The following is a 23,670-nucleotide window of genomic DNA, read 5'->3' on the forward strand; positions in this document are numbered from 1 at the left end:
GATGGGACAGAAAAAAATATCCGTTGCAAAATACCTGCAGATACGTCTTGAACAATTAGGATTAACACATTTATTTGGGATTGCAGGCAATTATACTGCACCCTTTTTAAATACAATTCACGAAGATAAAAATGCGAAAATTAAAATCGTTAACGACACAAATGAAATAAATGCCGGACACTGTACTGATGCCTATGCACGTCAAAACGGTTTCGCTGCAGTAGCGGTAACCTATGGCGTAGGCGCATTTACACTGCTTAATTCAGTTGCAGGTTCTTATGTAGAGCATTGTCCCGTGCTTGTTATTAATGGAGGGCCTACCAACAAAGACCAGCAGCGAAGCCTGGTTCAGGGTATGCTGGCATCACATATGACGGGAGACATGTATAGTAATATCAATGTTTTTCGAAACGTTACCGTTGCAGCAGAACAAATTACGGGTTCATCTGATGCTCCTTACAAAATTGATTCCGTACTGAATGCCTGTATTTTATATGGAAGACCGGTTTATCTAGAAGTTTTTGAAGATGCCTGGCGAATGGAATGCAATCCGCCTGACGCTCCATTAGCAGAAAGAGAAGTATCTAAATGTCAATCAAGTGCACGCAAGGCTGCTAAAAGAGTAGCTGCAATGGCACAGGGCAAAGAAATTATTTTCTGGGGAGGAATTGAGATCCAGCGCTATGGTATTCAAAAAGAATTTTTGGATTTGATTGAAACAACCGATACAGAATTTGTGACCTCAATACTTGGAAAATCAATTGTGTCGGAAAACCATCCTAAGTTCAAAGGCGTTTTTAACGGTAAGGCATCGCCAAAAGATGTCAAGGAAAAATTCGAAAAAGCCCAGCTTAAAATCGGCCTTGGCGTATGGACCACAGGCAAAAACCTGGGTGGTTTTGATGTTTGGAAAGATGATACTGTACTTGCCAATCACAGCGGTGTAAGGATTGGCGCCTCTTACATCGCCAATGTATCGTTGCGGGATTTTATGATATTTCTAAAAGAAGAACTTACTAAAGTTAAATTTAGTGCTTATGAAATGTATGACGCAGAACAGCTGCCTGAATCATTTTTTGTAGCGGATCAAAGCATTAGAAAAAATGCGAAACCAACGCTTACTTATGATACCTTTTTCAAACGGATCAATACTTTTATTGACGAAAGGCATATAGTAGTGGCAGATGCCGGTTTTCCTTTATTGGGTGCACAGGGAATTCGTATTGCAGAACCAAATGGATTTGTAGCGCAGGCATCATGGCTTTCGATAGGTTATTCCGTTCCCGCCGCCACCGGAATAAAATGTGCCAGACCAGATAAAAGACCCGTAGTATTTGTTGGAGACGGTGCTTTTCAGGAAACATGCCAAGCTATATCTACACAGAATAAACTAAAACACGATACGGTTGTATTTGTTTTGGATAATGGAATTTATGGTATTGAACAAATGCTTGTTAATCCAAATCCTTTTCGCGGTGCAGAAAAGGTTGAATACAGCATTCCCGATCTAAACGATATTTATGATTACAACCAGATGCACCGTTGGAAATATGCAAAACTTGTTGATGTATTTGGAGGCAGAGGTTTTGAAGTCAGCACTCTCGACGAACTTAACGAAGTTTTAAAACATCTTGAGAACATTAAAGAAAATACTATCGTTCATGTAAACATTCCTAAAACATCTATTCCTGAATCAATTGCTTATAAGACAGAGGAGCCTGGAGAAGATGAATTTCTGGATAAAGACTGGAGTTTATGTTAATTTCAAAATAGGCACATTTTAAAATTATTCAACCGGCAGAAACATACTTTTTACCGAATGAACTTAATACATTTTCTGCCGCAAAAGCTAAGGCGAATTTTAAAAATAAACGCCAGCATGTCTTTTGTGGCAGAAACTTAATACACTGCTTAATTGGAAAAAGCAGGACTTTGATGAAATGAAAGTCTTAGTTGAGGAAAAATTTAAGCAGATAAAAAAACTTTACCAATTTCAAACCAATAAACCATCACAGGACTATCCATACATATTTTTTATTTCTGACATAACAAAGGTACTTTGGGTACTCCCTATACTTTCAACTGAGCCTAATTTGTTAAATACAAAATCCTGATAATGCTTCATATCTTTGGCAGAAACTTTCATTAAAAAATCGTAATCTCCTGAGATATTGTAACATTCTACAATTTCTTCTATTTTCATAATATCACTAACAAACTGATTCCCAATATTACGATCGTGCTGTTTAAGTTTGATATTACAGAAAACGATAAATCCCCTGTTTAGTTTTTCTGCATCCAGCAGAGCTATATATTTCTTAATATAACCGTTGTTTTCTAATCTTTTAATACGCTCAAAAACAGGTGATGCCGAAAGATTTACCATTTTGGCCAGTTCTTTCACAGTATATTTAGAATTATCGTGAAGTATATTTAGTAATTGAAGATCAACATCGTCTATCTGCTCCATAGAATATTTTACTTAAAAAAGGTTAAATTAATTTACAAAAAAGAATAATAATCTTCAAATGTAACAAAAAACAACATAAAAACCTTATTTTAATAAAACCAAAGATTTAATGACCTTCAAAATATACTTTTGCAGTATAAAAATCTATTAAAATAAGAGCACATTGAAAAAGTTATTAGAAGTATTAAGTAAAGCAGGTTTCGACGGTTTCCTGTTAATGATAGGCACCATGATCCTGCTGGCTTATTTTTTGCCGAAGCCGGGCATAATCAAAGAACCTGTTTCGCTGGAAGAGATTGCCAATGCAGGTGTATCGTTGATTTTCTTTTTTTATGGCCTGCGCCTGAGTGTTGAGAAATTAAAAGCCGGACTTGCCAACTTGAAAATGCACATTGTCGTTCAGTTCACAACCTTTTTGTTTTTTCCGCTTATCGTTTTGGCATTTCGCCCTTTGTTTATCAACGCAGGTTTTGAGCTGCTTTGGCTGGGTGTATTCTTTCTGGCAGCTTTACCATCCACAGTTTCCTCTTCAGTGGTCATGGTTTCTATTGCTAAGGGCAACATTCCCGCAGCTATTTTCAATGCGAGTATTTCCAGTTTGATCGGAGTAATCGTTACACCGCTCTGGGTTGGATTGTTCATAGCTTCTGCAACAGGCGATTTTGATGTCACTGATATCGTAATAAAGTTGGTTTTTCAAGTCTTATTGCCTGTCATCATTGGCATCAGCCTCAACTCTCGTTTTGGAGCCATTGCTGAAAAATACAAGAAACAGCTCAAATATTTCGACCAGGCTATCATCCTTACCATCATTTACACATCGTTTTGTAAGTCATTCACACAACATCTTTTCGAAGGTTTCACAGCCCTTGAGCTTGCGGGACTCGCTGCAGGAATGATGGTCTTGTTTTTTGCCGTATTCCTTTGTGTCGGGCTTCTCAGCCGCTTACTTGGTTTTTCGGATGAAGATCGTATTACGGTTTTATTTTGCGGATCTAAAAAGTCGTTGGTACACGGCACCGTCATGTCAAAAGTGCTTTTTCAGCACAGTACTATCACCGGTATCGTATTGTTGCCGCTTATGATTTATCATGCCTTGCAATTGATTGCTGCAAGTATCATCGCTCAGGGTATGGCTCGACGAAAAAAAGTATAATTTTAAGAGCCAGTTGTTAGTCCGTAGAGTATCTTAACTCTACGGACAGAGGGAGTTAAAAAAAAAGCTCCATTTTATAATTAATACATTGAATTAAACAGCAAGTTCTCTGCGTATAATTTCTGCTCCTGCGCTTAAAGCATTTAACTTCCCTATGGCTACATTTCGGGATAATGGAGCCATACCACAGTTTGTACTAGGGTAAAGATTTTCGACATCTACGAACTCAAGAGCTTTTCGCAGGGTATCAGCTACTTCTTCTGGTGTTTCGATAGTGTTTGTTGCCACATCAATTGCACCAACCATTACTTTTTTACCACGAACAAGTTCCATTAAATTAAAAGGTACACGTGAGTTATGACATTCTAATGACACAATATCAATATTAGATTTTTGAATTTTTGGGAAAATTTCTTCGTATTGACGCCATTCAGAACCCAATGTCTTTTTCCAATCAGTATTTGCTTGTATTCCATAACCGTAACAAATATGTACTGCAGTTTCGCAGTTTAAGCCTTCAATAGCTCTTTCTAATACTGCCATTCCCCAATCGTTTACTTCATCAAAAAATACATTAAATGCAGGTTCATCAAACTGAATAATATCTACTCCCGCATCTTGAAGTTCTCTTGCTTCTTGATTGAGCGCTTTTGCAAATTCCCACGCCAATTTTTCCCTGTTTTTGTAATGGTCATCGTATAAGGTATCTACCATTGTCATCGGACCTGGCAATGCCCATTTTATAGGTTTATTAGTCTGTTTACGTAAAAATTTAGCATCTTCAACAAAAACTGCTTTTTGACGTGCAACTTCACCAACAACAACAGGAACACTCGCATCATAACGGTTACGAATTTTTACAATTTTACGATTTTCAAAATCTACACCGCTTAAATGCTCGATAAAAGTAGTTACAAAATGCTGGCGTGTCTGCTCACCATCACAAATTATATCAACCCCAGCCAATTGTTGTTGATGCAAAGAAATGCGCAAAGCATCTTGTTTCCCTTCAAGTAACTGATCTCCTTCTAATTTCCAAGGTGACCAAAGTTTTTCAGGTGGCGCAAGCCAGGCAGGTTTGGGCAGACTTCCAACAATTGAGGTGGGTAATAATAATTTCTTCATAATAAAATAATTTTAATGTGTTGTTGTAATTAATTAAAGGGAAAAATCAGCAGACCATTGTTCCAGTAGATTTTTGTAAGGCTTAATGAAATGCTCTTCTGCATATTTACCCTGTTCTACAGCCAGTCGGCTGCGCTCTTCGCGGTCATAATCCACGCGAGTCAGCGAAAAATCTTCGTGTTTAAGACTAGGTTGATAGATTTTCCCAGCTACTGAATTTGCATTGTAAATTTCAGGGCGATAAATCTTCTGGAAAGTCTCCATAGTGCTGATTGAGCTGATTAGTCCCAAATCAGTATAATCAGCAAGCAGATCTCCGGAATGATAAAAAGCCATTGGTGCCGCACTGTTCTGAGGCATGAAAAAACGAACTTTTAAGCCCATTTTAGAGAAATATTCATCAGTGAGAGAATACTCATTCTGCAGATACTCAAAACCCAGAACCGGATGCTGATACTCGGTGCGGGTATAAGTTTTGTTGCTAGATACACTTAGGCAAATGATAGGTGACATCTTAAAGTGCTCTTTATAAGTGACTGAATTCACAAAGCACTTATAAAGTTTTCCGTGCAAATCACCAAAATCTTCAGGAATAGAAAAATTAGCTTTGTTTTTATTGTACTCAATCAACAAAATACTAAAATCATAATCACGAACATAAGAAGAGAAATTATTTCCGGCAATACCTTCAATACGCTCGCCAGTCTTATGGTCAAAAATATTCGTTTTTAAAACTTCAATCAACGGCAGAGTGTTACTACCATTCTTATCATCAATATTCATCGTTACTGTGATGATTTCAAGTTCTACAAGGTAACGATCACCTTTTGGATTATCCAAATGAGCCAATGCATTAAATCGATTGTTAATCATATTTAAGGCATTACGTAAGTTTTGCTGGCGATTAGCTCCTCTAGCCAAGTTTGCAAAATTGGTTGTCAAACGCGTTTGACTTGAGGGGTGATAGTTTTCATCTAAACAAGTGCTCTCTAATGTAAATGTAAAATCATTCTTTATTGCATTCTGGATGTTTTCAATATCTTGCTTTTCGTTTATTCTTAAATCTTCTTGTACGTTCGCTTTCATTTGATGATAACTTTTAGTTTTTTTACCTTGCAAATTTGAATATAAAAGACGAATTATTTTAGCAATGAGTAAAACTCAGATAAATATTCCTTTTACCAGTATATTTAAAGAATATTTATCTTTTCAAGAATACAATACTAAAAAAAACAGATAATTATTCTTTAGAGAAACTTAAATATGATTGATTTGGAGTATATAGAATGTTCAAAAAGATGTGGAATTGATATCTTAAAATAATAAAATCAATTTATCTAAAAGAAAAGTAATCTTCCTTTGGAATCAGCTTTTTCAGTTACAAGCTTTTCAAAAAGACCAGCCAAATTCCTCCATTTACAAGGAAAACTTAAAATACCCTTTTGTTAATATTGTATTAACACCTTCCTTCTTATATGTTATAATTTTGCCAAAAAATTTATAAACTTATACACCAAAATGAAAAAAACTCTATTTGTTTTGTTTATTCTTCTAACAACATTAGGACATGCGCAGGTAACTGGATCAGCTATGTCAGGTACTGTTAGATCAACCAAAGGAGAAGTACTTCCCGGAGCTACCGTAGAAATTATCCACAAACCTACTGGTACAAAGTATTTTTCTACTTCTGATTATGACGGCGGTTATTCTGCACAAGGTTTAAGACCAGGCGGACCCTATACTGTTAAAGTTAGTTACGTAGGATATAAGACTTCTGAAATAACTGATATTAACGTTGGATTAGGAAGTAATTTAACGGTTAACATTAAAATTGAAGAGGAATCAAATGCCCTTCAAGAAGTTGTGGTTTCTACAAAATCAAAAGGAAACTTTAACAAAGGCCGAACTGGAGCATCACAACAGTTTTCAAACAGAGAAATTACAGCTGTTCCAGTATTAGGATCAAGATCTGTAAACTCTGTAACAAAATACAACGCAAATGCTGGTGCCAATGGTACTTTTGGAGGACAGGATTCAAGATTGAACAATTTTACAATTGACGGTTCTGTTTTTAATAATGGATTCGGTCTGGGTTCAGAGTCACAAGCTGGAGGAAGAACAGGATCTACAGCAATTTCTTTAGACGCTATTGAGCAGCTGCAGGTAAACATTGCTCCTTTTGATATTCGTCAGTCTGGATTTTTAGGATCAGGTATCAATGCTGTAACCAGAAGTGGTACAAATGAGATTGAAGGGTCTGTTTACAATTCTTTCAGAAACAACAAAAAGACTTTTATTGGAACTCATCCTGGTAAAGATGTAACAATCAAACCTGGAACATTTAATGAAAAAATATGGGGAGCACGTGTTGGTGCGCCAATTATCAAAAACAAATTATTCTTTTTTGGTAACTTCGAAACTATCGAAAATACAAGCCCGGCTACTACTTGGACATCTACTGGCTCTCCGTCTGGAGGTTCGCAGATTTCTAATCCGACTTATACTGAAATGCAGACACTTTCAAATTACATGAAAGACAAATTTGGATATGAAACAGGTCCATGGGAAAATTATGATGCAAATAAAACATCTAAAAAATTCTTAACTCGTATTGACTGGAATATCAACGATAATCATAAACTTACAGCTCGTTACGTATTCCATAATTCATCTTCTGACGAATTAACTTCAAATTCAAACTCATTAGGTTTTGGAAACAGAAGAACAAGTGTATTGGCTATGTCTTATAAAAACAGCGGTTATACCATTTTAGATAACACAAGATCTATTGTGGTAGAATTAAACAGTAAATTTGGAAACTCATGGTACAACAACTTTATTGCTGGTTATGACAAACAAATTGAAGACAGAGGGCTTCAAGGTGGCGGCTTATTTCCAACGATTGACATTAAGAATGGAGCAAATACTTATATTTCAGTTGGTTTAGATCCTTTTACACAAGGTAATAAACTTAGCTACTCTACTCTTCACTTTACAGATAATTTAACAAAGACTATCGGAAAACATTCTATTGTTTTAGGTGCTAATTTTGAATATTTCAAATCAAGCAACTTGTTTTTCTCTGGTTCAAACGGAGTTTATGTATTTAACTCTTTAGCTGATTTTTATGCAGCTGCTGATCAATCTGCAGCAAATGGAGGTGCTCCGTCTTCGGCTACAGCAACTTCACCTGCACGTTTCCAATACAGATATTCTGCTTTACCTGGCGGTGAAGAACCATTGCAGATTTTAAAATCTAACAAACTTGATTTATATGCTCAAGATGAAATTAAATTGAGCGACAACTTTAAATTAAGCATTGGTCTTAGAGCTTCAAGAGTTTGGTTTGCTGATACAGCATTAGAGAATCCAACAGTAACTGCGATGACTTTTGCAAATGGAGAAAAATTCAATACAGGAGAGATGCCTGATGCACAATATTTATTTGAACCGAGAGTTGGTTTCAACTTGGATTTAAACGGGGATGCTTCTACATTACTACGCGGAGGTTCAGGAATTTTCACAGGAAGAGCTCCTTCAGTTTACCTTTCAAATCAAATTGGAAACAATGGTGTTCTTACAGGATTTGTTGATGTCAGCGGTGCTGCTTTGGCTGCAGGCGGATACGGTTTTACTCCTAGACCTGCACAATATTTTACACCAGAAACTCCAACCCTGCCTACAAGTTTTGATTTAGCTTTTACAGACAAAAAATTCAAATATCCTCAGGTTTGGAAAACAACAATGGCAGTTGATCAAAAACTTCCTTTTGGTTTCGTAGGTACTGTTGAAGGAATCATCCAGAAAAACATTAATGCTATCAATTATTATAACGCAAATTTAGATGCACCAGTAGGAACTTTTGGAGGCCCTGACAACAGACCAAGATACTCTCGAAATGATGCAGGAACCAGAGTTAATGATAATGTTTCTAATGGAATTGTTTTAACAAACTCTGATAAAGGATACTTCTACTCTACTACTTTCAAATTAGAATATCCATATCAAAACGGTCTTTGGGGATCGATTGCTTATACACATTCTGAAGCTGCAGATTTAATTTCTCCGGGATCAATCGCATCTGGTTCATGGACTAGTGCAAGATCTATCAATGGAAATAATGACTTAGCTGTTTCGGCTTCAAATAACAATACACCGAATAGAATCGTTGGGGTACTTGGTTATAGAATTGAATATGGAAAAGGTTTAGGAGGTGCTACTTCTATTAACTTAGGTTATATTGGTGAACAGGCAAACCCATTTACGTATGCTTACGGAGGAGATATGAATGGAGACAGAGTAAATGGAAATGATCTTATGTACATACCAAACAGCGCTTCTGAAATTCGTTTCGCTCCATTATCAGTTACTAATACTGTAAATGGTGCAAATGTTGTAACCACTTACACTGAAGCACAACAACAGGCTGCATTCGATGCTTACATTAACCAGGATAAATACCTTCGTACAAGAAGAGGTCAGTATGCAGAAAGAAATGGAGCTATCCTTCCAATGCTTCACAGATTAGATCTTTCTGTTACTCAGGATATCTATATTAAAATAGGCGGTAAAAAGAATTCTTTCCAAGTAAGGGCAGATATTCTAAACTTTACAAACATGCTTAATAAAGACTGGGGAGTTACACAAAGAGCAACTAATCCAAACGTTCTGGCTTACAACTCAACAGCTGCAGGAAACATACCAGTTTATCAGTTAGCTACACAAACAGATACAAATGGAATGAGAACTCTAATAAAAGATACTTTCCAAAAAAACACATCAACATTTGATGTTTGGCAGGCACAATTTACTATTAGATATACTTTTGGTAATTAAAAAAATATTTTTATTGTTTATTGTTTTTTAAAAAAAGCCCTCTCATTTACTTGAGAGGGCTTTTATATTTAGTGCCTTTTTATAAAGAAAACAATTCTTTCCTGTTGCGTTTGAATTCGTATATTCGGCCTTTATTTTGAAAAAAGAGAATGATTGCTAAATTGAATGAAAAAAAATCCTATCCATGGATTGTTGTTGGCCTGCTGTGGTTTGTTGCTTTATTGAATTATTTAGACCGACAAATGCTGTCGACTATGAAATCAGCAATGATGGATGATATTCCCGAATTGGCTAAAGCTGAAAATTTCGGTCTTTTGATGGCTGTTTTCCTTTGGATTTATGCACTTATGAGTCCTGTTTCCGGAATTATAGCAGATCGGTTTAACCGAAAAAGAATCATCATTGGAAGTCTTTTTATCTGGTCCGGGGTGACTATGGCGATGGGTTATGCCTCAACTTTCAATCAGATTTATATTTTGCGCGGCATTATGGGTTTTAGCGAAGCCTTTTATATTCCGGCTGCCTTATCCTTAATTGCAGATTACCATCAGGAAAAAACACGCTCTTTTGCCATTGCGATTCATACCACCGGAATTTATTTAGGACAGGCACTTGGTGGTTTTGGTGCCACTATTTCTAAGTATTTTTCCTGGCATTTCAGCTTCCACTCAGTAGGTTTATTTGGTGTACTTTACAGTTTAATACTGATATTTTTTATACAAGAAAAGAAAACATACTTCTTAGATCCCACAAAAAAGTCATCTGTCGGCAATGAATTCAGGCAGATGTTCAAAGGATTAGGAATATTATTCGGTAATATCTCCTTTTGGGTTTTGCTCTTTTATTTCTCTGCACCAAGTTTACCAGGCTGGGCGGCCAAAAACTGGTTACCCACCTTATTTACTGAAACTTTACATTTAGACATGTCTCTTGCAGGACCAATTGCAACGGTAACCATTTCGATGTCTTCCTTTTTTGGCGTTTTAATTGGAGGTGCCATTTCAGACAGATGGGTAATGAAACATCTTAAAGGAAGAATTTACACCAGCGTTATTGGACTGTTTCTTACCATCCCAGCGTTGTTTTTATTTGGCTATTGCTGTGACATAGCAGCTATTGTTTTTGGCGCTGTTCTTTTCGGGCTTGGATTTGGAATATACGACACCAATAATATGCCTATTCTTTGTCAGTTCGTTGCTCCCCGTTACAGGGCTACGGGATATGGAATTATGAATTTTGTTGGTATTTCGGCAGGAGCTGTTATTACAGAGTTTTTAGGAAAAGCCGCTGATAATGGAGGAATGAGACACGTTTTTGTACTACTCTTATTTGTAGTTTTTAGTGCAATTGTTTTACAACTGGTGAGCCTGCATCCAAAAACTATTGATATGACTGATGAAATTATCAAATAGAGCTTCATACAAAATGGACTTTATCTGATAATCTTCAGTAATTAAAAGCGATCTGAAAGAAAAAAGTAAAGAGAAAAAAGCAATCCTTTTAACTAACAATTTTGATAATCATGTAGAGCAAAATTGATCCTTTATTTATTTCTTTCTAATCAGTGTTTTTACATATTCCATTTCACTATCATATCCTGCAAGATACTCCTTGATGGTTGGCTGTAATTCATAATCAGGCAAAACGCCGCGCCCAAAGGGAATTGAATCAGCTTTAGGTTCTATTACAAATTTACATAAGGGAATACGGCCTGTTACAGCAGAATTAGGAAGAGTGAAACTTAGAAAACTGCCGCTTGAATTCCCGTAATAACCACCGCCGGTTTCCTCACCAATGAATTTTGCATGAGTATAGTTTTTTGCCAGTGCGGCAAATTCTGAACCTCCCGAAAAAGTGAGACCCGAAATTAAAATATAAAGGTCTCCTTTAAAGTTTTTTATATTCGGTTTCTCCCCTATATAATGTCCCTCTTTATTTAAGTATCTGCCGTCAGTTGAAAGATAAAAATCCTCCTTTAATTCTTCGATCAGGATTTCTTTTTGACCTGCATAATTAGTATGCTCCAGAAATGAATAGGTAAACCCTGGAATCTCTACATATTTGTATTTTTTATACTCTTCATTGGTCAGGTAAGATAAAAAGTGATCTTCCATTCCCTGCTCTCCTCCTTCATTTTTTCTGATATCAATAATCAGATGTTTTATTTTTTGAGAAGAAATGCTGTCAAAGGCTTTTTCCAGAAATAACTGAAATCCTTTTCGCTTATCAGTATAACTTCCCAAACTAAAAGTGTTGACCGTAATAACTGCTGTTGAAGTTATTGGATCTATAGAAAAATCAGATGATTTACTGAATGTATAATTAGGAACCTGCTTTTTAATTTCTTCATATAGTTTTGTGAACTCCTTAAAAGTGCAGGAAGGAATGTTTTCATAAACTATTTTAGTATTGTTATCAGGATTTAGAAGTTCCAGTGTAATAAATTTGGAAGCAGGAAAATAACGTGCATAATATTTAGAAAATGCTCCTTCAATCCATCGGTATTTACTCGTCATATTAAATCCGTCTGCGGGCTCAATTTCCAGCATTTTTGCCATGATATTTTCTATGGCTTCACCGTTTATTTTTGAAAGAACAAGACCTTTTAATTTGAAATCTTTATAATCATTTATGACATATATTTTTTTATCTAAAACTTTAATTCCAAATGGCAGATAAGTTCCCTTTTGCTTTAAAAAAGCTGTAGTTTCATCAGAAATTTTAATGTTGCAGTGTCCTTCCTTGGTAAACGAAACCACCGGAGCAAGTATCCTGTAAAATTCTAAAGCATTCATAGGTGCTTTTATTTTGCTTTTCTGCAGATTACAGATACTGTCAAATTGTGTTCTTGAATTGTACCAAAGACCAACTCTGGTTTCGTAATAGGCATTCTGGAGTAAATCAAAATCAGAAAGAAGATTTTTAACCGGGATTTTTTCAAGTGTATTAGGAACTTTTTGCAGTCGAATTGTATATTTTCCAGACTCTGAATTTGATTTTTCATCAAGAGGTTTAATCCCAACTTCAAATTCATCGGTTTTGTCAGGAGAAAACAAAATTTTCTCAGGACCGTTCTTGCCATTTGGAGAGTCAACTTCGGCCATTAGTTTCCCTTCTTTGTTTATAATCGAAACTATAAGATCTATTCCCTGCTGCTGTACATTTAGAGCATAATAGGTGTCTGCGGTAAGTTTAATTTTAAAAAAATGCTCCTCACCTCTTTTTATTTCAAGATTGTCAATCAGCTGGTTTAATTTGATAGTCTGCTTTTTGTGCTGTGCAGTAAGAGAAATACAAACGCATAGTGCTAAAAATATTGAGAAAAATCTTTTTTTCATTTCATATCAGAATTAGAATACCCAAAAATACAATGCTGTAACAAAACTCTGTTGTACGATATTGCAGTATTAGGAAATTTAAGAAATTTTATACTGCAGAGGTGTTACTCCGGTGAATTCTTTAAATTTTCTGCAAAAATGCGCTGTATCGTAAAATCCGCTTTCGATTGCGGCATCAGCTAAATCAATCCCATCATTGAGCAGAATTTTTGATTTTTCGATTCTCTTTAAAATGACATAACTGTTTGGCGTCATTCCTGTCTCATATTTAAATAGTCTCAAAAACTTATATTTGTCAAGTCCAAAACTTTTTGCTGCTGCTTCTAATGAAAATTTTTCACTAATCTTATCTTCCAAAAACCTTGAGAACAAGTTAATTTCGGAGTTTTTAAATTTTTGATTTTTTCCCCAGCGTCGGATAAGACTTTCTAATACTGCCAGCAATGCTTTTTCAATTTCAATACTCTCAAAATTTTGAGACAAGAAATAAAATTCCCGAAACAGCTGTTCGTCATAAATAATCTTGTGATCAAAAAAAACGTCGTTGTTATTGTTGATCATTTTCATAACATCCGGTGCAATATAAAAGGTAAAAAATGAATTGCCGGTTTTTCCATCACAGGGTGTCGCATGAACCTCAAAAGGATTTGTTATTGATAAGGTCCCTGCCGGTGCCTGCAGATATTTATTAGTCAGCTTAGTGTCAAAAGTATGTTTTAAAATTAATGCAATGTTAAATGTATCGTGTGTATGATAAGGAAAGCTTACCGTATTGTTTTGGGCATTCAAAAGCTCTAAACCGTCTAGAATGGGAAGTTTGTGAAATGTATTATGATTTTTTACAACTGTCATAAGTATTTGATTAAACTAATAAAAAACATTCCATTATGATAATTGATCTCTTCAATACTTCATGCAGAAAAAGAGTATCTTATACTTCGTTTACAACACAAATATAAACAGGATTTATTTACTTAATACACCTTCTTGAAATCTGTCTCTATTTATAACGCAGCAGTCTTTAACCTGATACTTTTTCTGTCATTCTTGCCTGTAATCAAAGTAATATGACTACAGGTCAAATTCAGATGAAATGGTCAAAAAACTATTGGAATAATCTTCTGCCTTCAAAAAATTATTCTAAAATACATTCGCTTTGAAACAAATAGTTTCATTAAAAACTTTTTTTAACGTTATAAAAATCAATACATTTGCCGCATATCAGAAATACAAAATGAAAAACTCAATTAACATCACTATCATTAGCAGAATTATTATCATTAGATAATGATCAGGGATGTTATATAAATAAGTACACAGATACAATTTAAAACCTCCCTTTTTGGGAGGTTTTTTTATTTAGAATATACATGAAAAATTCAGTACAAATTATCATTAGCGCAATTATCATTATTCGTTTGTTATGACGAGGCAGGATTCTATTGTGCAATAAAAACCTTTCTCAGTCATAAATGAGAAAGGTTTTTTTATTTCTAAAAAACACAAACTAATAATAATTCAAAAATCAGACACTTTTTAAATGAAACAGGAATATACTTTTACCGCCTACACAGAAGATCAAATGGGATTACTTAATAAAATAACGGTCATACTTTCGCGAAGAAAAATCAGTATAAAAAGTCTTAATATCTCTACTTGCGAAATTGATAAAATGTACAGATGTACTCTGGTTATAGAAGAAACTTTTGAAATCGCCAGAAATATTGCGCTTCAAATCGAAAAAATAATCGAGGTTTTCAAATGCTATTGCAGCACTAACGAAGAAATCATCTGGAAACAAATGGGATTGTTTAAAGTAATAACTTCAAGTTTCATTAACGAGGAAAATATGAACCATCTACTTAGAAAACAAAGCGTCAGATTTATAACAATAGAAAAAGATTTCATTGTGTTTGAAGCAACAGGACAAGAAGAAGAACTCGATAATCTGGCTGCAGAATTGAGGAACTTTGGATTAATCGAATTTATAAAAACTGCCCGAATTGCAGTTGCCAGCAATAGTCATGCTTTCGATATTTACTAACATCGGCAAATAGAGAAATATCACAAAACAAATACAAGTAAACGAGTTAAAAATATTTAAACAATATTCTTAACTCGTTTTTTATTTGTTTGCTTTTGCACTAACCTTCAATAATCACCTTGCGATGTTTTATCCCCCACTCAGCAAGATCATTTATGATAGTCTTTAATGTCAGTCCATACTCAGTGAGCTGATAATGAATAGTTACAGGCTGAGTATCTAAAACTATACGTTTGATAAGTTTATTGATTTCCAATTCCTTTAATTCTTTGCTTAACATTTTATTGGATATCCCGTTTACATCATTTAAAATATCTGTAAACCTTCTTTTGTTATGATAACAGATGGATGAAATAATAGAAATTTTCCATTTTCCATTTAATATGTCCATAGTATCGTGGACAGCCATTATCTCTTTTTTATGTTCAATCTGACATTCGTTACTCATAGGTTACTTGGTTACTCAAATGTTACTGTTACTTTTAGTTACAAAGTAACAATAATAAACTTCACTAAACTAACTTTGCCTGTATAAATTTTAAAACATACTAAAAATGGATTTTACCAATAAAAATGTCCTTATTACCGGAGGTACTACAGGAATTGGATTAGCAACAGCAAAAGAGTTTATAAAAGCAGGCGCAAATGTTTGGATTACCGGAAGAAACAGCGAAAACCTTGAAAAAGCTGCTAACGAAATTAATAGTCAGAAATTAAAAACGATAGTTTCTGATACTGCCAATTTATCTGATCTTTCTCTTTTAGAAAAAGCTTTCGCAGAAAACAACGCTCCATTAGATGTTCTTTTCTTAAACGCTGGAATAGCAAGATTTACTTCAATCGAAGATGTAACTGAAGCCGATTTTGATGCACAGTTTAATACCAATGTGAAAGGTCATTTTTTCACACTTCAAAAATTACTGCCGCATTTAGCCGAAGGTTCATCAGTAATATTTACTTCCTCTACAGTGGCGACAGCTTCTAATTTAGGAAGCAGTATATATTCGGCTACCAAAGGAGCTTTGAACAAAATTGCTCAAATTGCGGCAAATGAATTAGCAGGCAGAAAAATACGCGTTAATATTGTAAGTCCCGGTCCGGTTTCTACACCTGGACTTCATAATGCAGTACCTGAGGAAGCAAAAGAATATCTGGCGGGTGCTACAGCAATGCAGAGACTAGGAGATTCATCTGAAATAGCCAAAACTGTATTATTTCTTGCTTCAGAAAATGCAAGCTTTATTACTGGAACAGAGCTTTTGGCAGACGGAGGATATATAAACTATGCTCTAAAATAAATTGATCATTAAATATTAAATTACGATAATTTGATATAATTAAAATGCTAAATCATGTGATTTAGCATTTTTTATTTAGATTGATGCAGCTCTCAAATTATATATTATTGGTTTGAGTCTAAACGTCTCAAAATTAACGTTCGTAAACGCGCCTCATGCTCATCTCCCCAATTCCCAATTGCAGAAATTACAGGAATTAATGTTTTCCCAAAATCAGTCAGGCTGTACTCTACTTTTGGAGGCACAACAGGATATATAATTTTTGAAACAAGTTCATGTTCCTCCAATTCCTTGAGCTGAATATTCAAAACCCGGCGAGAAGCATCTGGTATTTTACGCTGTAATTCACTTGGTCGTTTGTGTCCCTCGTTTATAAACCAGAGCAAACGTATTTTCCATTTACCGTAAAGTACTTCACCTATCAGGTCAAGACCGCAATTTAAGTTTGGGGTTGTTTTTCTTTCATACATATTGCAAATTTAAACGTATATCCCAATCCGTGCAATAGGGGAAAAATTTATCCCTATATGAATCGTAACTCCGTACTTGTGAGGAACTAACGTACTTCGGAGATTTGTACAATAGAAATTTTAATCAAATACAAGATGGATTATCAAAATGAATTATCAGGAAAAATTGCTTTAGTAACAGGAGGTACAAAAGGCACTGGAATAGCAATTGCAGAAAGGCTGCAGCAAGCAGGTGCAACAGTTATTATTACCGCAAGAAATGCACCGGAAAAAGAAAACAGTAATATGCGTTTCATTGCTTCGGATTTAAGCACAGCTGCAGGAACACAAAAAGTAATCAGTGAAGTGTTATCAGTATATGGAAAGCTGGATATTCTTGTAAACAACCTTGGTTCATCAACAACTCCCGCCGGCGGTTTTAAGGCATTAACTGATGAAGACTGGGAATCAACACTGCAGGCTAATCTCCTTGCTCCTGTTAGACTGGACAGAGGATTTTTACCTCAAATGATAGATCAAAAAAGTGGTGTTATTATCCACATAGCTTCAATTCAAGGCAGACTGCCCTTGTTTGATTCTACTTTACCGTATGCTGCCGCAAAAGCCGGATTGATAAATTATAGTAAAAGTTTATCAAATGAAGTTACGCCAAAAGGTGTTCGCGTACTTACCGTTTCACCGGGATGGATAAATACAACAGCATCGACAGCCTGGCTGGGTGAGATTTCAAGAAACTCTAATATTACTGTAGAAGAAGCTCAGCAAAATGTCATGAATGCATTAGGCGGAATACCTTATGGAAGACCTGCACAACCGGAAGAAGTAGCCGAATTAGTTGGTTTTCTTGTTTCACCAAGAGCCAGTTATTTAACAGGAACTGAATTTGTAATCGACGGCGGAACTGTACCAACTATTTAATAATCTGTAAAAATAAAAAAATATGAATTTACCGAAAGTAATAACAGACCTGATTAATGCACAGAACAGTTTTGACAGCATTGCCTACGCCAATTGTTTTTCTGAAAATGCCCAAGTGTTTGACGAAGGCAAAACGCATAATGGAAAACTGGATATTCAGAATTGGATCGAAGAATCAAACCAAAAGTACAGATCAGTAATGAAACCTCTTGAATATACAGAAAACGGCACTTCAAGTATTTTATCAGCTGAGTGTTCAGGTACATTTGACGGAAGTCCAATTATCCTAAAATTTCACTTTGATATCGCAGATGGAAAAATCCAGAATTTAAAAGTAACAGGATAAGAAACCAACGACATTAAAATGCGATAAATATCTAAAAAAAATCTGAGCAAACAGCTCAGATTTTTTTTAAACTAATTCAGGATATTCTATTTGCATCTGCTATCCAGTTGTAAGTTTCTGTTTGAGCCCGACGTGGATTTTCATTATCCTTATTTTCTAATTCATTACTGCCCTGAATGTTTACAATTCTTCTTTTTGTATTATCTTCTAACTGCAGCTGAATTATTTTATTGATTTCTTCAATATGCCTTTCATCATACAAAGGGAAAGCCACTTCGATTCTTCTGTTTAAATTTCGGCTTAACATGTCGGCAGAAGATAAATAGATTTTTTCCTGTCCGTTATTGGCAAATTTGTAAATTCTGGAATGCTCTAAAAACATATCGACAATACGATAGATTTTTATATTTTGTGAAATTTTTTTAATTCCCGGTAAAAGCGTGCATATTCCACGAACTATTAATGTAACTTCAACATCTGCCCTGCTTGCTTCAATAAGTTTATCAATAATATCTTTTTCATCCAGTCCGTTTACTTTTAAAAATACCGAAGCCGATTTGCCTGCTTTTTTATTTTTTATTTCGGTATCTATTAATTCCAGTATTTTTTCTTTCATATTAAAACCAGCGGCTAAAATATGTTTTGGTTCAGTTGTTTTTTTCTTGGTTTTTAAAAATGAAAAAATCTTCTTTAAATCATTTGTATAGGCCGTTTCTGCTGTAAAAAAACCAAAATCTGAATATATATTTGCCGTACTTTCATTAAAATTTCCAGTTGACAGATATCCATAATTCTTTTTATTACCGTATTTATCTTTCATGGTAATCATGGCCGCTTTGGCGTGTACTTTTAAATTCGGCAGACTTTGAATAATTTTTATGCCTGCTTTCTTCATTTCTTTAGACCAGTACAAATTATTATGTTCGTCAAAACGCGCTTTTACTTCAACAAAAACGGTTACTTTTTTTCCATTTTTTGCAGCGCTTATTAAAGCATTTGCGATTAAGGATTGAGAAGAAATGCGATACAGCGTAATTTTAATCTCGGTAACATTTTTATTAATTCCTGCTTGATTAAAAAACTGAAGCACATAATAATAGGATTGATAAGGAAAATGAAGTAATTGATTTTTTTTATTTATGACATCAAAAATTGATTTATTGTTTTCAAAAGGCAGATGCGGAAGATTTGGATAATACGCTCCCTGTAACTTTGGGGTAACCGGATTTGGAAATCTGAATAAATCGAAAAAATTATGATGGCTTCCTCCCTTTATCATTTCACTTTTGTAAAGTTTGAATGCTTTTTTACAGATCGAAAAAGAATCAGCATCCATATTAGAATCATACAGAAATCGTGTAGCAGAACCTCGTTTTCGCTCTTCAACCTTTGCTTCAATTTTGGCTATTAAATCGCCTGTGTTTTCGTCTTCTATCAAATAATTTTCATCTCGGTTTAATTTTATGGCATTACACGAAATGATTTTATCTGATGGAAAAATAAGTGATAAACATTTTCGAATTATAGTATCAATTGAAATAATATAATGTATGTTTTCTATGCTTTGCAGCTGTTTAAAACGATCTAGTTTATCAGAAGGAATATTTAAATAAACAAAATTATAATTGCCTTTGCTGTCTTTAAGTTTTACTAAAAAGTATAAACTGCGATTGTTTAAGAAATAGGTTTTAGGCTGATTCAGCGTAATATAAACTACTTGTATATAAGAAAGAATAATACTTTTAAAATAATATTCGATCTCATTTAAATGTTCCGGCAATAGTTCCTGATATTCATAATATATAATATCATTTAAAGCCAATTCAGTCAGAATCGAATAACTCCATATTTTTCCAAATCTATTTTGCTGAAGGTTTACTTCATTTAAAACATTTTCCAGAAGGTCACTGCTTTTCTTAGTTTTCTTTTTTAGGAGTTTATTTATTTTAACCCTGAAAAACTCATCCAGATTAGAGGAATGTATAGCCAAAAATTTAATTCTGTCATATACTGCATTATTTAAGTCTTCTGCTTCATCCAAAATACAATTATTGAAAGAAAGCCAAGATATTTCTGAAGGAATAAGATAGTTTTGCACTTGCTACATTTTGAGATTAAAACTGAATTAACAATACTAACTTCGTAAATTTAAGTCATTATTTTTCGTTCAATTTATCATAAAACCAAGCAATTAACCAAAAAATAACCTAATACTAACATATCACAATATCTCCTGACGTTTTTGTGTTGATATTCATTTATTTTGAAGTGCTTTTTGCATGCAATATTCTCAGGTTTTTGTGAATTATGCTTCTTGTAACCGTTTTTTTATGTTCATAATTTCTGGTACATCTCTGCAATTCACTCAGCAGAATCATAAAACTGTTATACAGGACATCGAGCTCTTCCATATTCTGGCAGATTTTACGATTGTCCTCTAAATCAATTTTAGAATTATGATAACTGTTTTTATATTTTTTAAAAACATCTTCCAGATTTCGATGTTCTCTTTTATCAATGCCCTGCATAATTATATAAAATATTTTTTAAGAATTAGTGAATTATCAAAAAGTCAGTATCTGATTTATTTACTGAAATGGGAAAGCATTTTACTGAGGGAGAAAAGGTTTTGGCTGTATTTCCGGTAATAGAATTTAAAGCTTTGGCTAATAAGATTTCCGAACTGTTTCCTAATGGAAAAACTTCTGGCTGCTGAATTTCATTTACAGAAATGAGCGGGTCAATTCCCTGCGAATAATTGCCTTCGTGTCTTGAATTGAATATTTTATATATTGCAGGATACAAAGTCCAGCCTTTCTTGCCTGATATTCTATCATCTTCGATTGGAAAACCGGCAACATCTTTGCCAAATGTTTTATCACCAATCGTTATAACTTCCATATAAGGTTTTAAATTGTTTATAATAAGCTCTGAAGCGGATGCTGTATGTTTACCGCATAAAATATAAACTTTGTTTATAGAAGGATGTGCGCCGCGCAGTGCCTCAAAACTTATTTTAGATTCGTTGCCTGCTAAAGCTTCTTTAAATGACTGATCAACTTTTCCGCCGTTAGTATTTCCTTCAAATTTTATAAAAAGACTGCCAGACTGAATATCCGGAGCCAGAATAATACTCAATGCTGCAGCAGACGCGATATCCCCGCCTCCGTTATACCGCAAGTCTACAACAAGTTCTGTAATTGATTTATTTTTTAATTCCTGAAAAGTCTGAAGAAATAACTGTGCCTGCCCCACATCAAAATGAGAGATTTCGACGTATCCGATTTTTTTGCTTTTATCTTCAATAACTGTATATTTTACAGGCTGTGAAAATGTATACCCCTGAAGTATTGAAACTTCTTTTAAATTAGAAAATCCGGTTTGTGCTGTATAAGAAACGGTTTGTATGTTAAGCTGTGAAGCCGATGTCATTTTTAAATACAGTTCATCGTAATTATTCTGGTTCAGCGGCGTTCCTTCTACTTTTGTGATAAGCTGTCCTCTTTTTAAACCGTTTCTTTTAGCAGGAGAATCTTCGAGCACATATAGAATAACGGCATAATATTTTGCTTCAAATTCAAAAAAGGAAACGTCAAATCCAAATTTACGTCTTAAGCTTTGCCCTGCTGTTTCAGGAAGTTCGGGATGCACAGCATAAGAATATCTGTCTCCCTTTTCGAGAAGACCCGCAAAATAATCCTGAGGAAAAATAGACAAACTGCCTTTTTGTGACATTGAAGTATTCCAGAGATAATATCTTTTCATCTGCTGATACATCCACTCATTTACATATTCATTTGTGCCTTCTTCATAAACCGGAGCAGAAGAATCGTTATCTGAACATGAGAATATAAAAACAGATAAAAAAAGAAGCATCGACAAGAATGTAATTTTGGTATATCTCATTTATAGTTTAGTTATTAGTATCGTTTTTATATTCGTAATGAATTATTTAAAAACAAAATAATCCGTAAGGTTCAAAATACCATCTACACCAGAAAAAGCACCGTTTGCATCTCTTTTTTCTTCAAGAACAATCAGTTTTGATTTATTTATTGTCATAGTCATAATAACAGTTACTTTTTGACCCGGAATATACGATTCTGTTGTGCCGTGTTTTACAAGTTCCATTAAAATCGTAGGAGGCGAACTAAATGGAAACTCAATAAAAGGACTAAACTTTTCTTTATTAATATTTTCTACAGTGCCAAGAACCTGTCCGTTAATTTTGCGAATAATTCCATCAATATTGCCAGTATAACCGCTTTTAGAATATACATTCTGATTTGGGAAAATAAATCGGTAACCGCTGTTGCCGGGCTTGCTTAAAACTCCTGTTTTTATACGTGAAATATTATCGATCCAAAGATTATCTTTTGCAAAAAAAGAAAGCGTATCTTTTACTTTTTGTGCATTGAAATGATAGGTATGCAATACTTCTTTAGTGGTTTTATTTATAATTGAAAAGGTTTTTTCCTGACTACCGAAATAAACGAAGTCATAGTCTTTCTCAATTTTTTTTACAAAGGCTGTTTTTTTGTCTTTATTAATTTCAATGATTTTGTCGTTTACACTTATTTGCAGCGAATCGTTTAAAACACTGTAACCACTAATAGTTACTTTTCCCGGCTGATTGGTTTGATCACTGTAAAAAGGCACCAGCTCATCAGGAGAGCAGGATATTACAAGAGTAACTAAAATTGTAAAAATGAATAAACCCGGCAATAAATTCTTCATGTTTGTTTTTGTTAGCATAAGTTGATTTGAAAATCAAATTACTTTTTGATAAATTTTATTTTTTTTGATGCACCATTATTATTTACAGAAAGGAAATAAATGCCTTGTGATAAATCGCTGACAGATAATCCTTCTGGTCTGTAAGAAGACTCTTTTAGTAAAACACCGCTTGTATTATATATTTTTAAAAGTGTTTCTTCGTTTTTGTATTCTTCTGCTATTTCTAAAACGAGATTGTCCTGAACAGGGTTTTGTTTTAAATAACATAATGACGATTTTAAAGTATTATCATCGGTTCCTAATAAAGCTTCGGCCATAATTGAAATTTTATCAATTTCATAACCAATAAAAGGATTAGAAATAGTTCCAAAAGCAATGTATACTTCAGTTTTACCTGCAAATTGTGAAATATCTACTGTATAATCTTTAAACTCTGCATCTTCTATTGTTGTTCTTTCTAAAGTAACCGTTTTTATAAGCGTAAATGAAGCAGGATCAGGTGATGTAGAACCATAAATTAAAATATCCTCATTAGTGTCATAAACACTTGGCTGTGCGTTTAATGTTAATGTAATTTTTCCTGAATAAAACGATGTGTCAAAAACAGGACTTATTGCAAGATTATTTTCGCTTGTTTCTAATTGGCTTCCACCATTGGTTAGATCTATATTATAAGTTCCTAAAACATCATAAGTTCCTCCTACAATAGCTCCTGTATTGGCATCAAACTGAATATTTTTTCTTGCTGTCCAGTTACTGCCGTTTCCATCCTGGTCTAATAAAATCCAGTCTGAAGCATCAGAATCATCAAAATCATCTTCCCAGATTGTATATTGAGCAGACGATAGGGTTGTAATCATCGTAAAAGCTAAAAAAAGTAAAGTTTTTTTCATATTTTTTATTTTAAATATGGGCAGATTTCTCTGCCCATG

General features: G+C 34.3%; 20 protein-coding genes. 8 read left to right on the top strand and 12 right to left on the bottom strand.

The genetic code is table 11. The features are described from left to right. Position 1 precedes the first annotated feature (1 nt). Positions 2-1,762, top strand: a complete 1,761-nt coding sequence (locus FJOH_RS19870; RefSeq protein WP_012025813.1) for an alpha-keto acid decarboxylase family protein — start codon at positions 2-4, stop codon at positions 1,760-1,762. 255 nt (positions 1,763-2,017) lie between these two features. Here the strand turns inward: FJOH_RS19870 and FJOH_RS19875 are convergent, their stop codons facing one another. Further along, positions 2,018-2,470, bottom strand: a complete 453-nt coding sequence (locus FJOH_RS19875) for an Lrp/AsnC family transcriptional regulator (protein WP_012025814.1) — start codon at positions 2,468-2,470, stop codon at positions 2,018-2,020. 163 nt (positions 2,471-2,633) lie between these two features. On the opposite strand from FJOH_RS19875, the gene FJOH_RS19880 reads away from it, so the two are divergent. After that, positions 2,634-3,626 (top strand): bile acid:sodium symporter family protein, encoded by a 993-nt coding sequence (locus FJOH_RS19880; RefSeq protein WP_044047941.1) that lies wholly within the window; start codon positions 2,634-2,636, stop codon positions 3,624-3,626. Between the two features lie 93 nt (positions 3,627-3,719). Here the strand turns inward: FJOH_RS19880 and FJOH_RS19885 are convergent, their stop codons facing one another. Together FJOH_RS19885 and FJOH_RS19890 are read right to left on the bottom strand one after the other, a co-directional pair. Continuing rightward, positions 3,720-4,751: a methionine synthase gene (locus tag FJOH_RS19885; protein ID WP_012025816.1), complete on the bottom strand. Its 1,032-nt coding sequence runs from the start codon at positions 4,749-4,751 to the stop codon at positions 3,720-3,722. Between the two features lie 33 nt (positions 4,752-4,784). Further along, complete coding sequence (locus FJOH_RS19890) at positions 4,785-5,837, bottom strand: DUF1852 domain-containing protein (protein WP_012025817.1); 1,053 nt, start codon at positions 5,835-5,837, stop codon at positions 4,785-4,787. Positions 5,838-6,269: 432 nt separating this feature from the next. On the opposite strand from FJOH_RS19890, the gene FJOH_RS19895 reads away from it, so the two are divergent. Continuing rightward, complete coding sequence (locus FJOH_RS19895) at positions 6,270-9,587, top strand: TonB-dependent receptor (RefSeq protein ID WP_012025818.1); 3,318 nt, start codon at positions 6,270-6,272, stop codon at positions 9,585-9,587. 149 nt (positions 9,588-9,736) lie between these two features. Further along, positions 9,737-10,999, top strand: coding sequence for an MFS transporter (locus tag FJOH_RS19900; protein WP_012025819.1), 1,263 nt, complete (start codon positions 9,737-9,739; stop codon positions 10,997-10,999). A 135-nt stretch (positions 11,000-11,134) separates the two neighbouring features. On the opposite strand, the gene FJOH_RS19905 is transcribed toward FJOH_RS19900, so the two are convergent. Both FJOH_RS19905 and FJOH_RS19910 read right to left on the bottom strand, forming a co-directional pair. After that, on the bottom strand, positions 11,135-12,925 hold the full coding sequence (locus FJOH_RS19905) for a S41 family peptidase (RefSeq protein ID WP_012025820.1): 1,791 nt from the start codon (positions 12,923-12,925) through the stop codon (positions 11,135-11,137). A 78-nt stretch (positions 12,926-13,003) separates the two neighbouring features. After that, positions 13,004-13,777, bottom strand: a complete 774-nt coding sequence (locus tag FJOH_RS19910) for an AraC family transcriptional regulator (RefSeq protein WP_012025821.1) — start codon at positions 13,775-13,777, stop codon at positions 13,004-13,006. A 688-nt stretch (positions 13,778-14,465) separates the two neighbouring features. Between FJOH_RS19910 and ilvN the strand changes: the two genes are divergently transcribed. Continuing rightward, a complete protein-coding gene (gene ilvN, locus FJOH_RS19915) occupies positions 14,466-14,969 on the top strand; it encodes an acetolactate synthase small subunit (RefSeq protein WP_012025822.1) in 504 nt (167 codons plus the stop codon). A gap of 100 nt (positions 14,970-15,069) precedes the next feature. Here the strand turns inward: ilvN and FJOH_RS19920 are convergent, their stop codons facing one another. Continuing rightward, positions 15,070-15,417: a winged helix-turn-helix transcriptional regulator gene (locus FJOH_RS19920; protein WP_012025823.1), complete on the bottom strand. Its 348-nt coding sequence runs from the start codon at positions 15,415-15,417 to the stop codon at positions 15,070-15,072. 106 nt (positions 15,418-15,523) lie between these two features. Here FJOH_RS19920 and FJOH_RS19925 point away from each other — a divergent pair, with 106 nt between their 5' ends. Continuing rightward, the gene (locus FJOH_RS19925; RefSeq protein WP_012025824.1) at positions 15,524-16,267 is read left to right on the top strand and encodes an SDR family oxidoreductase; all 744 of its coding nucleotides are present in this window, start codon (positions 15,524-15,526) and stop codon (positions 16,265-16,267) included. A gap of 104 nt (positions 16,268-16,371) precedes the next feature. Here the strand turns inward: FJOH_RS19925 and FJOH_RS19930 are convergent, their stop codons facing one another. Next, positions 16,372-16,737: a winged helix-turn-helix transcriptional regulator gene (locus tag FJOH_RS19930; RefSeq protein WP_012025825.1), complete on the bottom strand. Its 366-nt coding sequence runs from the start codon at positions 16,735-16,737 to the stop codon at positions 16,372-16,374. A 135-nt stretch (positions 16,738-16,872) separates the two neighbouring features. Here FJOH_RS19930 and FJOH_RS19935 point away from each other — a divergent pair, with 135 nt between their 5' ends. Continuing rightward, positions 16,873-17,655, top strand: coding sequence for an SDR family oxidoreductase (locus FJOH_RS19935; RefSeq protein WP_012025826.1), 783 nt, complete (start codon positions 16,873-16,875; stop codon positions 17,653-17,655). Between the two features lie 22 nt (positions 17,656-17,677). Further along, positions 17,678-18,001 (top strand): nuclear transport factor 2-like protein, encoded by a 324-nt coding sequence (locus tag FJOH_RS19940; protein WP_012025827.1) that lies wholly within the window; start codon positions 17,678-17,680, stop codon positions 17,999-18,001. A gap of 76 nt (positions 18,002-18,077) precedes the next feature. On the opposite strand, the gene ppk1 is transcribed toward FJOH_RS19940, so the two are convergent. The 5 genes from ppk1 to FJOH_RS19965 all read right to left on the bottom strand — a co-directional run bounded on the left by ppk1 (position 18,078) and on the right by FJOH_RS19965 (position 23,631). Next, the gene (gene ppk1 / locus FJOH_RS19945) at positions 18,078-20,099 is read right to left on the bottom strand and encodes a polyphosphate kinase 1 (RefSeq protein WP_012025828.1); all 2,022 of its coding nucleotides are present in this window, start codon (positions 20,097-20,099) and stop codon (positions 18,078-18,080) included. Between the two features lie 160 nt (positions 20,100-20,259). Next, positions 20,260-20,529 carry a hypothetical protein gene (locus FJOH_RS19950; RefSeq protein ID WP_012025829.1) on the bottom strand — a complete coding sequence of 90 codons (270 nt, stop codon included), beginning with the start codon at positions 20,527-20,529 and terminating at the stop codon, positions 20,260-20,262. 25 nt (positions 20,530-20,554) lie between these two features. After that, positions 20,555-21,907: a S41 family peptidase gene (locus tag FJOH_RS19955; protein ID WP_012025830.1), complete on the bottom strand. Its 1,353-nt coding sequence runs from the start codon at positions 21,905-21,907 to the stop codon at positions 20,555-20,557. 42 nt (positions 21,908-21,949) lie between these two features. Then, positions 21,950-22,738 carry a hypothetical protein gene (locus FJOH_RS19960; RefSeq protein WP_123875746.1) on the bottom strand — a complete coding sequence of 263 codons (789 nt, stop codon included), beginning with the start codon at positions 22,736-22,738 and terminating at the stop codon, positions 21,950-21,952. 38 nt (positions 22,739-22,776) lie between these two features. After that, a complete protein-coding gene (locus FJOH_RS19965; RefSeq protein ID WP_012025832.1) occupies positions 22,777-23,631 on the bottom strand; it encodes a T9SS-dependent choice-of-anchor J family protein in 855 nt (284 codons plus the stop codon). Positions 23,632-23,670: the final 39 nt, after the last annotated feature.

Source organism: Flavobacterium johnsoniae UW101, assembly GCF_000016645.1.
Taxonomy (GTDB): domain Bacteria; phylum Bacteroidota; class Bacteroidia; order Flavobacteriales; family Flavobacteriaceae; genus Flavobacterium; species Flavobacterium johnsoniae.

Excerpts from the sequence above, each read along its gene's own strand:
- FJOH_RS19870 (WP_012025813.1), top strand. The coding sequence starts at position 2 with ATGGGACAGAAAAAAATATCCGTTGCAAAATACCTGCAGATACGTCTT.
- FJOH_RS19875 (WP_012025814.1), bottom strand. The coding sequence starts at position 2,470 with ATGGAGCAGATAGACGATGTTGATCTTCAATTACTAAATATACTTCAC.
- FJOH_RS19885 (WP_012025816.1), bottom strand. The coding sequence starts at position 4,751 with ATGAAGAAATTATTATTACCCACCTCAATTGTTGGAAGTCTGCCCAAA.
- FJOH_RS19890 (WP_012025817.1), bottom strand. The coding sequence starts at position 5,837 with ATGAAAGCGAACGTACAAGAAGATTTAAGAATAAACGAAAAGCAAGAT.
- FJOH_RS19895 (WP_012025818.1), top strand. The coding sequence starts at position 6,270 with ATGAAAAAAACTCTATTTGTTTTGTTTATTCTTCTAACAACATTAGGA.
- FJOH_RS19900 (WP_012025819.1), top strand. The coding sequence starts at position 9,737 with ATGATTGCTAAATTGAATGAAAAAAAATCCTATCCATGGATTGTTGTT.
- FJOH_RS19905 (WP_012025820.1), bottom strand. The coding sequence starts at position 12,925 with ATGAAAAAAAGATTTTTCTCAATATTTTTAGCACTATGCGTTTGTATT.
- FJOH_RS19910 (WP_012025821.1), bottom strand. The coding sequence starts at position 13,777 with ATGACAGTTGTAAAAAATCATAATACATTTCACAAACTTCCCATTCTA.
- ilvN (WP_012025822.1), top strand. The coding sequence starts at position 14,466 with ATGAAACAGGAATATACTTTTACCGCCTACACAGAAGATCAAATGGGA.
- FJOH_RS19920 (WP_012025823.1), bottom strand. The coding sequence starts at position 15,417 with ATGAGTAACGAATGTCAGATTGAACATAAAAAAGAGATAATGGCTGTC.
- FJOH_RS19925 (WP_012025824.1), top strand. The coding sequence starts at position 15,524 with ATGGATTTTACCAATAAAAATGTCCTTATTACCGGAGGTACTACAGGA.
- FJOH_RS19930 (WP_012025825.1), bottom strand. The coding sequence starts at position 16,737 with ATGTATGAAAGAAAAACAACCCCAAACTTAAATTGCGGTCTTGACCTG.
- FJOH_RS19935 (WP_012025826.1), top strand. The coding sequence starts at position 16,873 with ATGGATTATCAAAATGAATTATCAGGAAAAATTGCTTTAGTAACAGGA.
- FJOH_RS19940 (WP_012025827.1), top strand. The coding sequence starts at position 17,678 with ATGAATTTACCGAAAGTAATAACAGACCTGATTAATGCACAGAACAGT.
- FJOH_RS19950 (WP_012025829.1), bottom strand. The coding sequence starts at position 20,529 with ATGCAGGGCATTGATAAAAGAGAACATCGAAATCTGGAAGATGTTTTT.
- FJOH_RS19955 (WP_012025830.1), bottom strand. The coding sequence starts at position 21,907 with ATGAGATATACCAAAATTACATTCTTGTCGATGCTTCTTTTTTTATCT.
- FJOH_RS19960 (WP_123875746.1), bottom strand. The coding sequence starts at position 22,738 with ATGAAGAATTTATTGCCGGGTTTATTCATTTTTACAATTTTAGTTACT.
- FJOH_RS19965 (WP_012025832.1), bottom strand. The coding sequence starts at position 23,631 with ATGAAAAAAACTTTACTTTTTTTAGCTTTTACGATGATTACAACCCTA.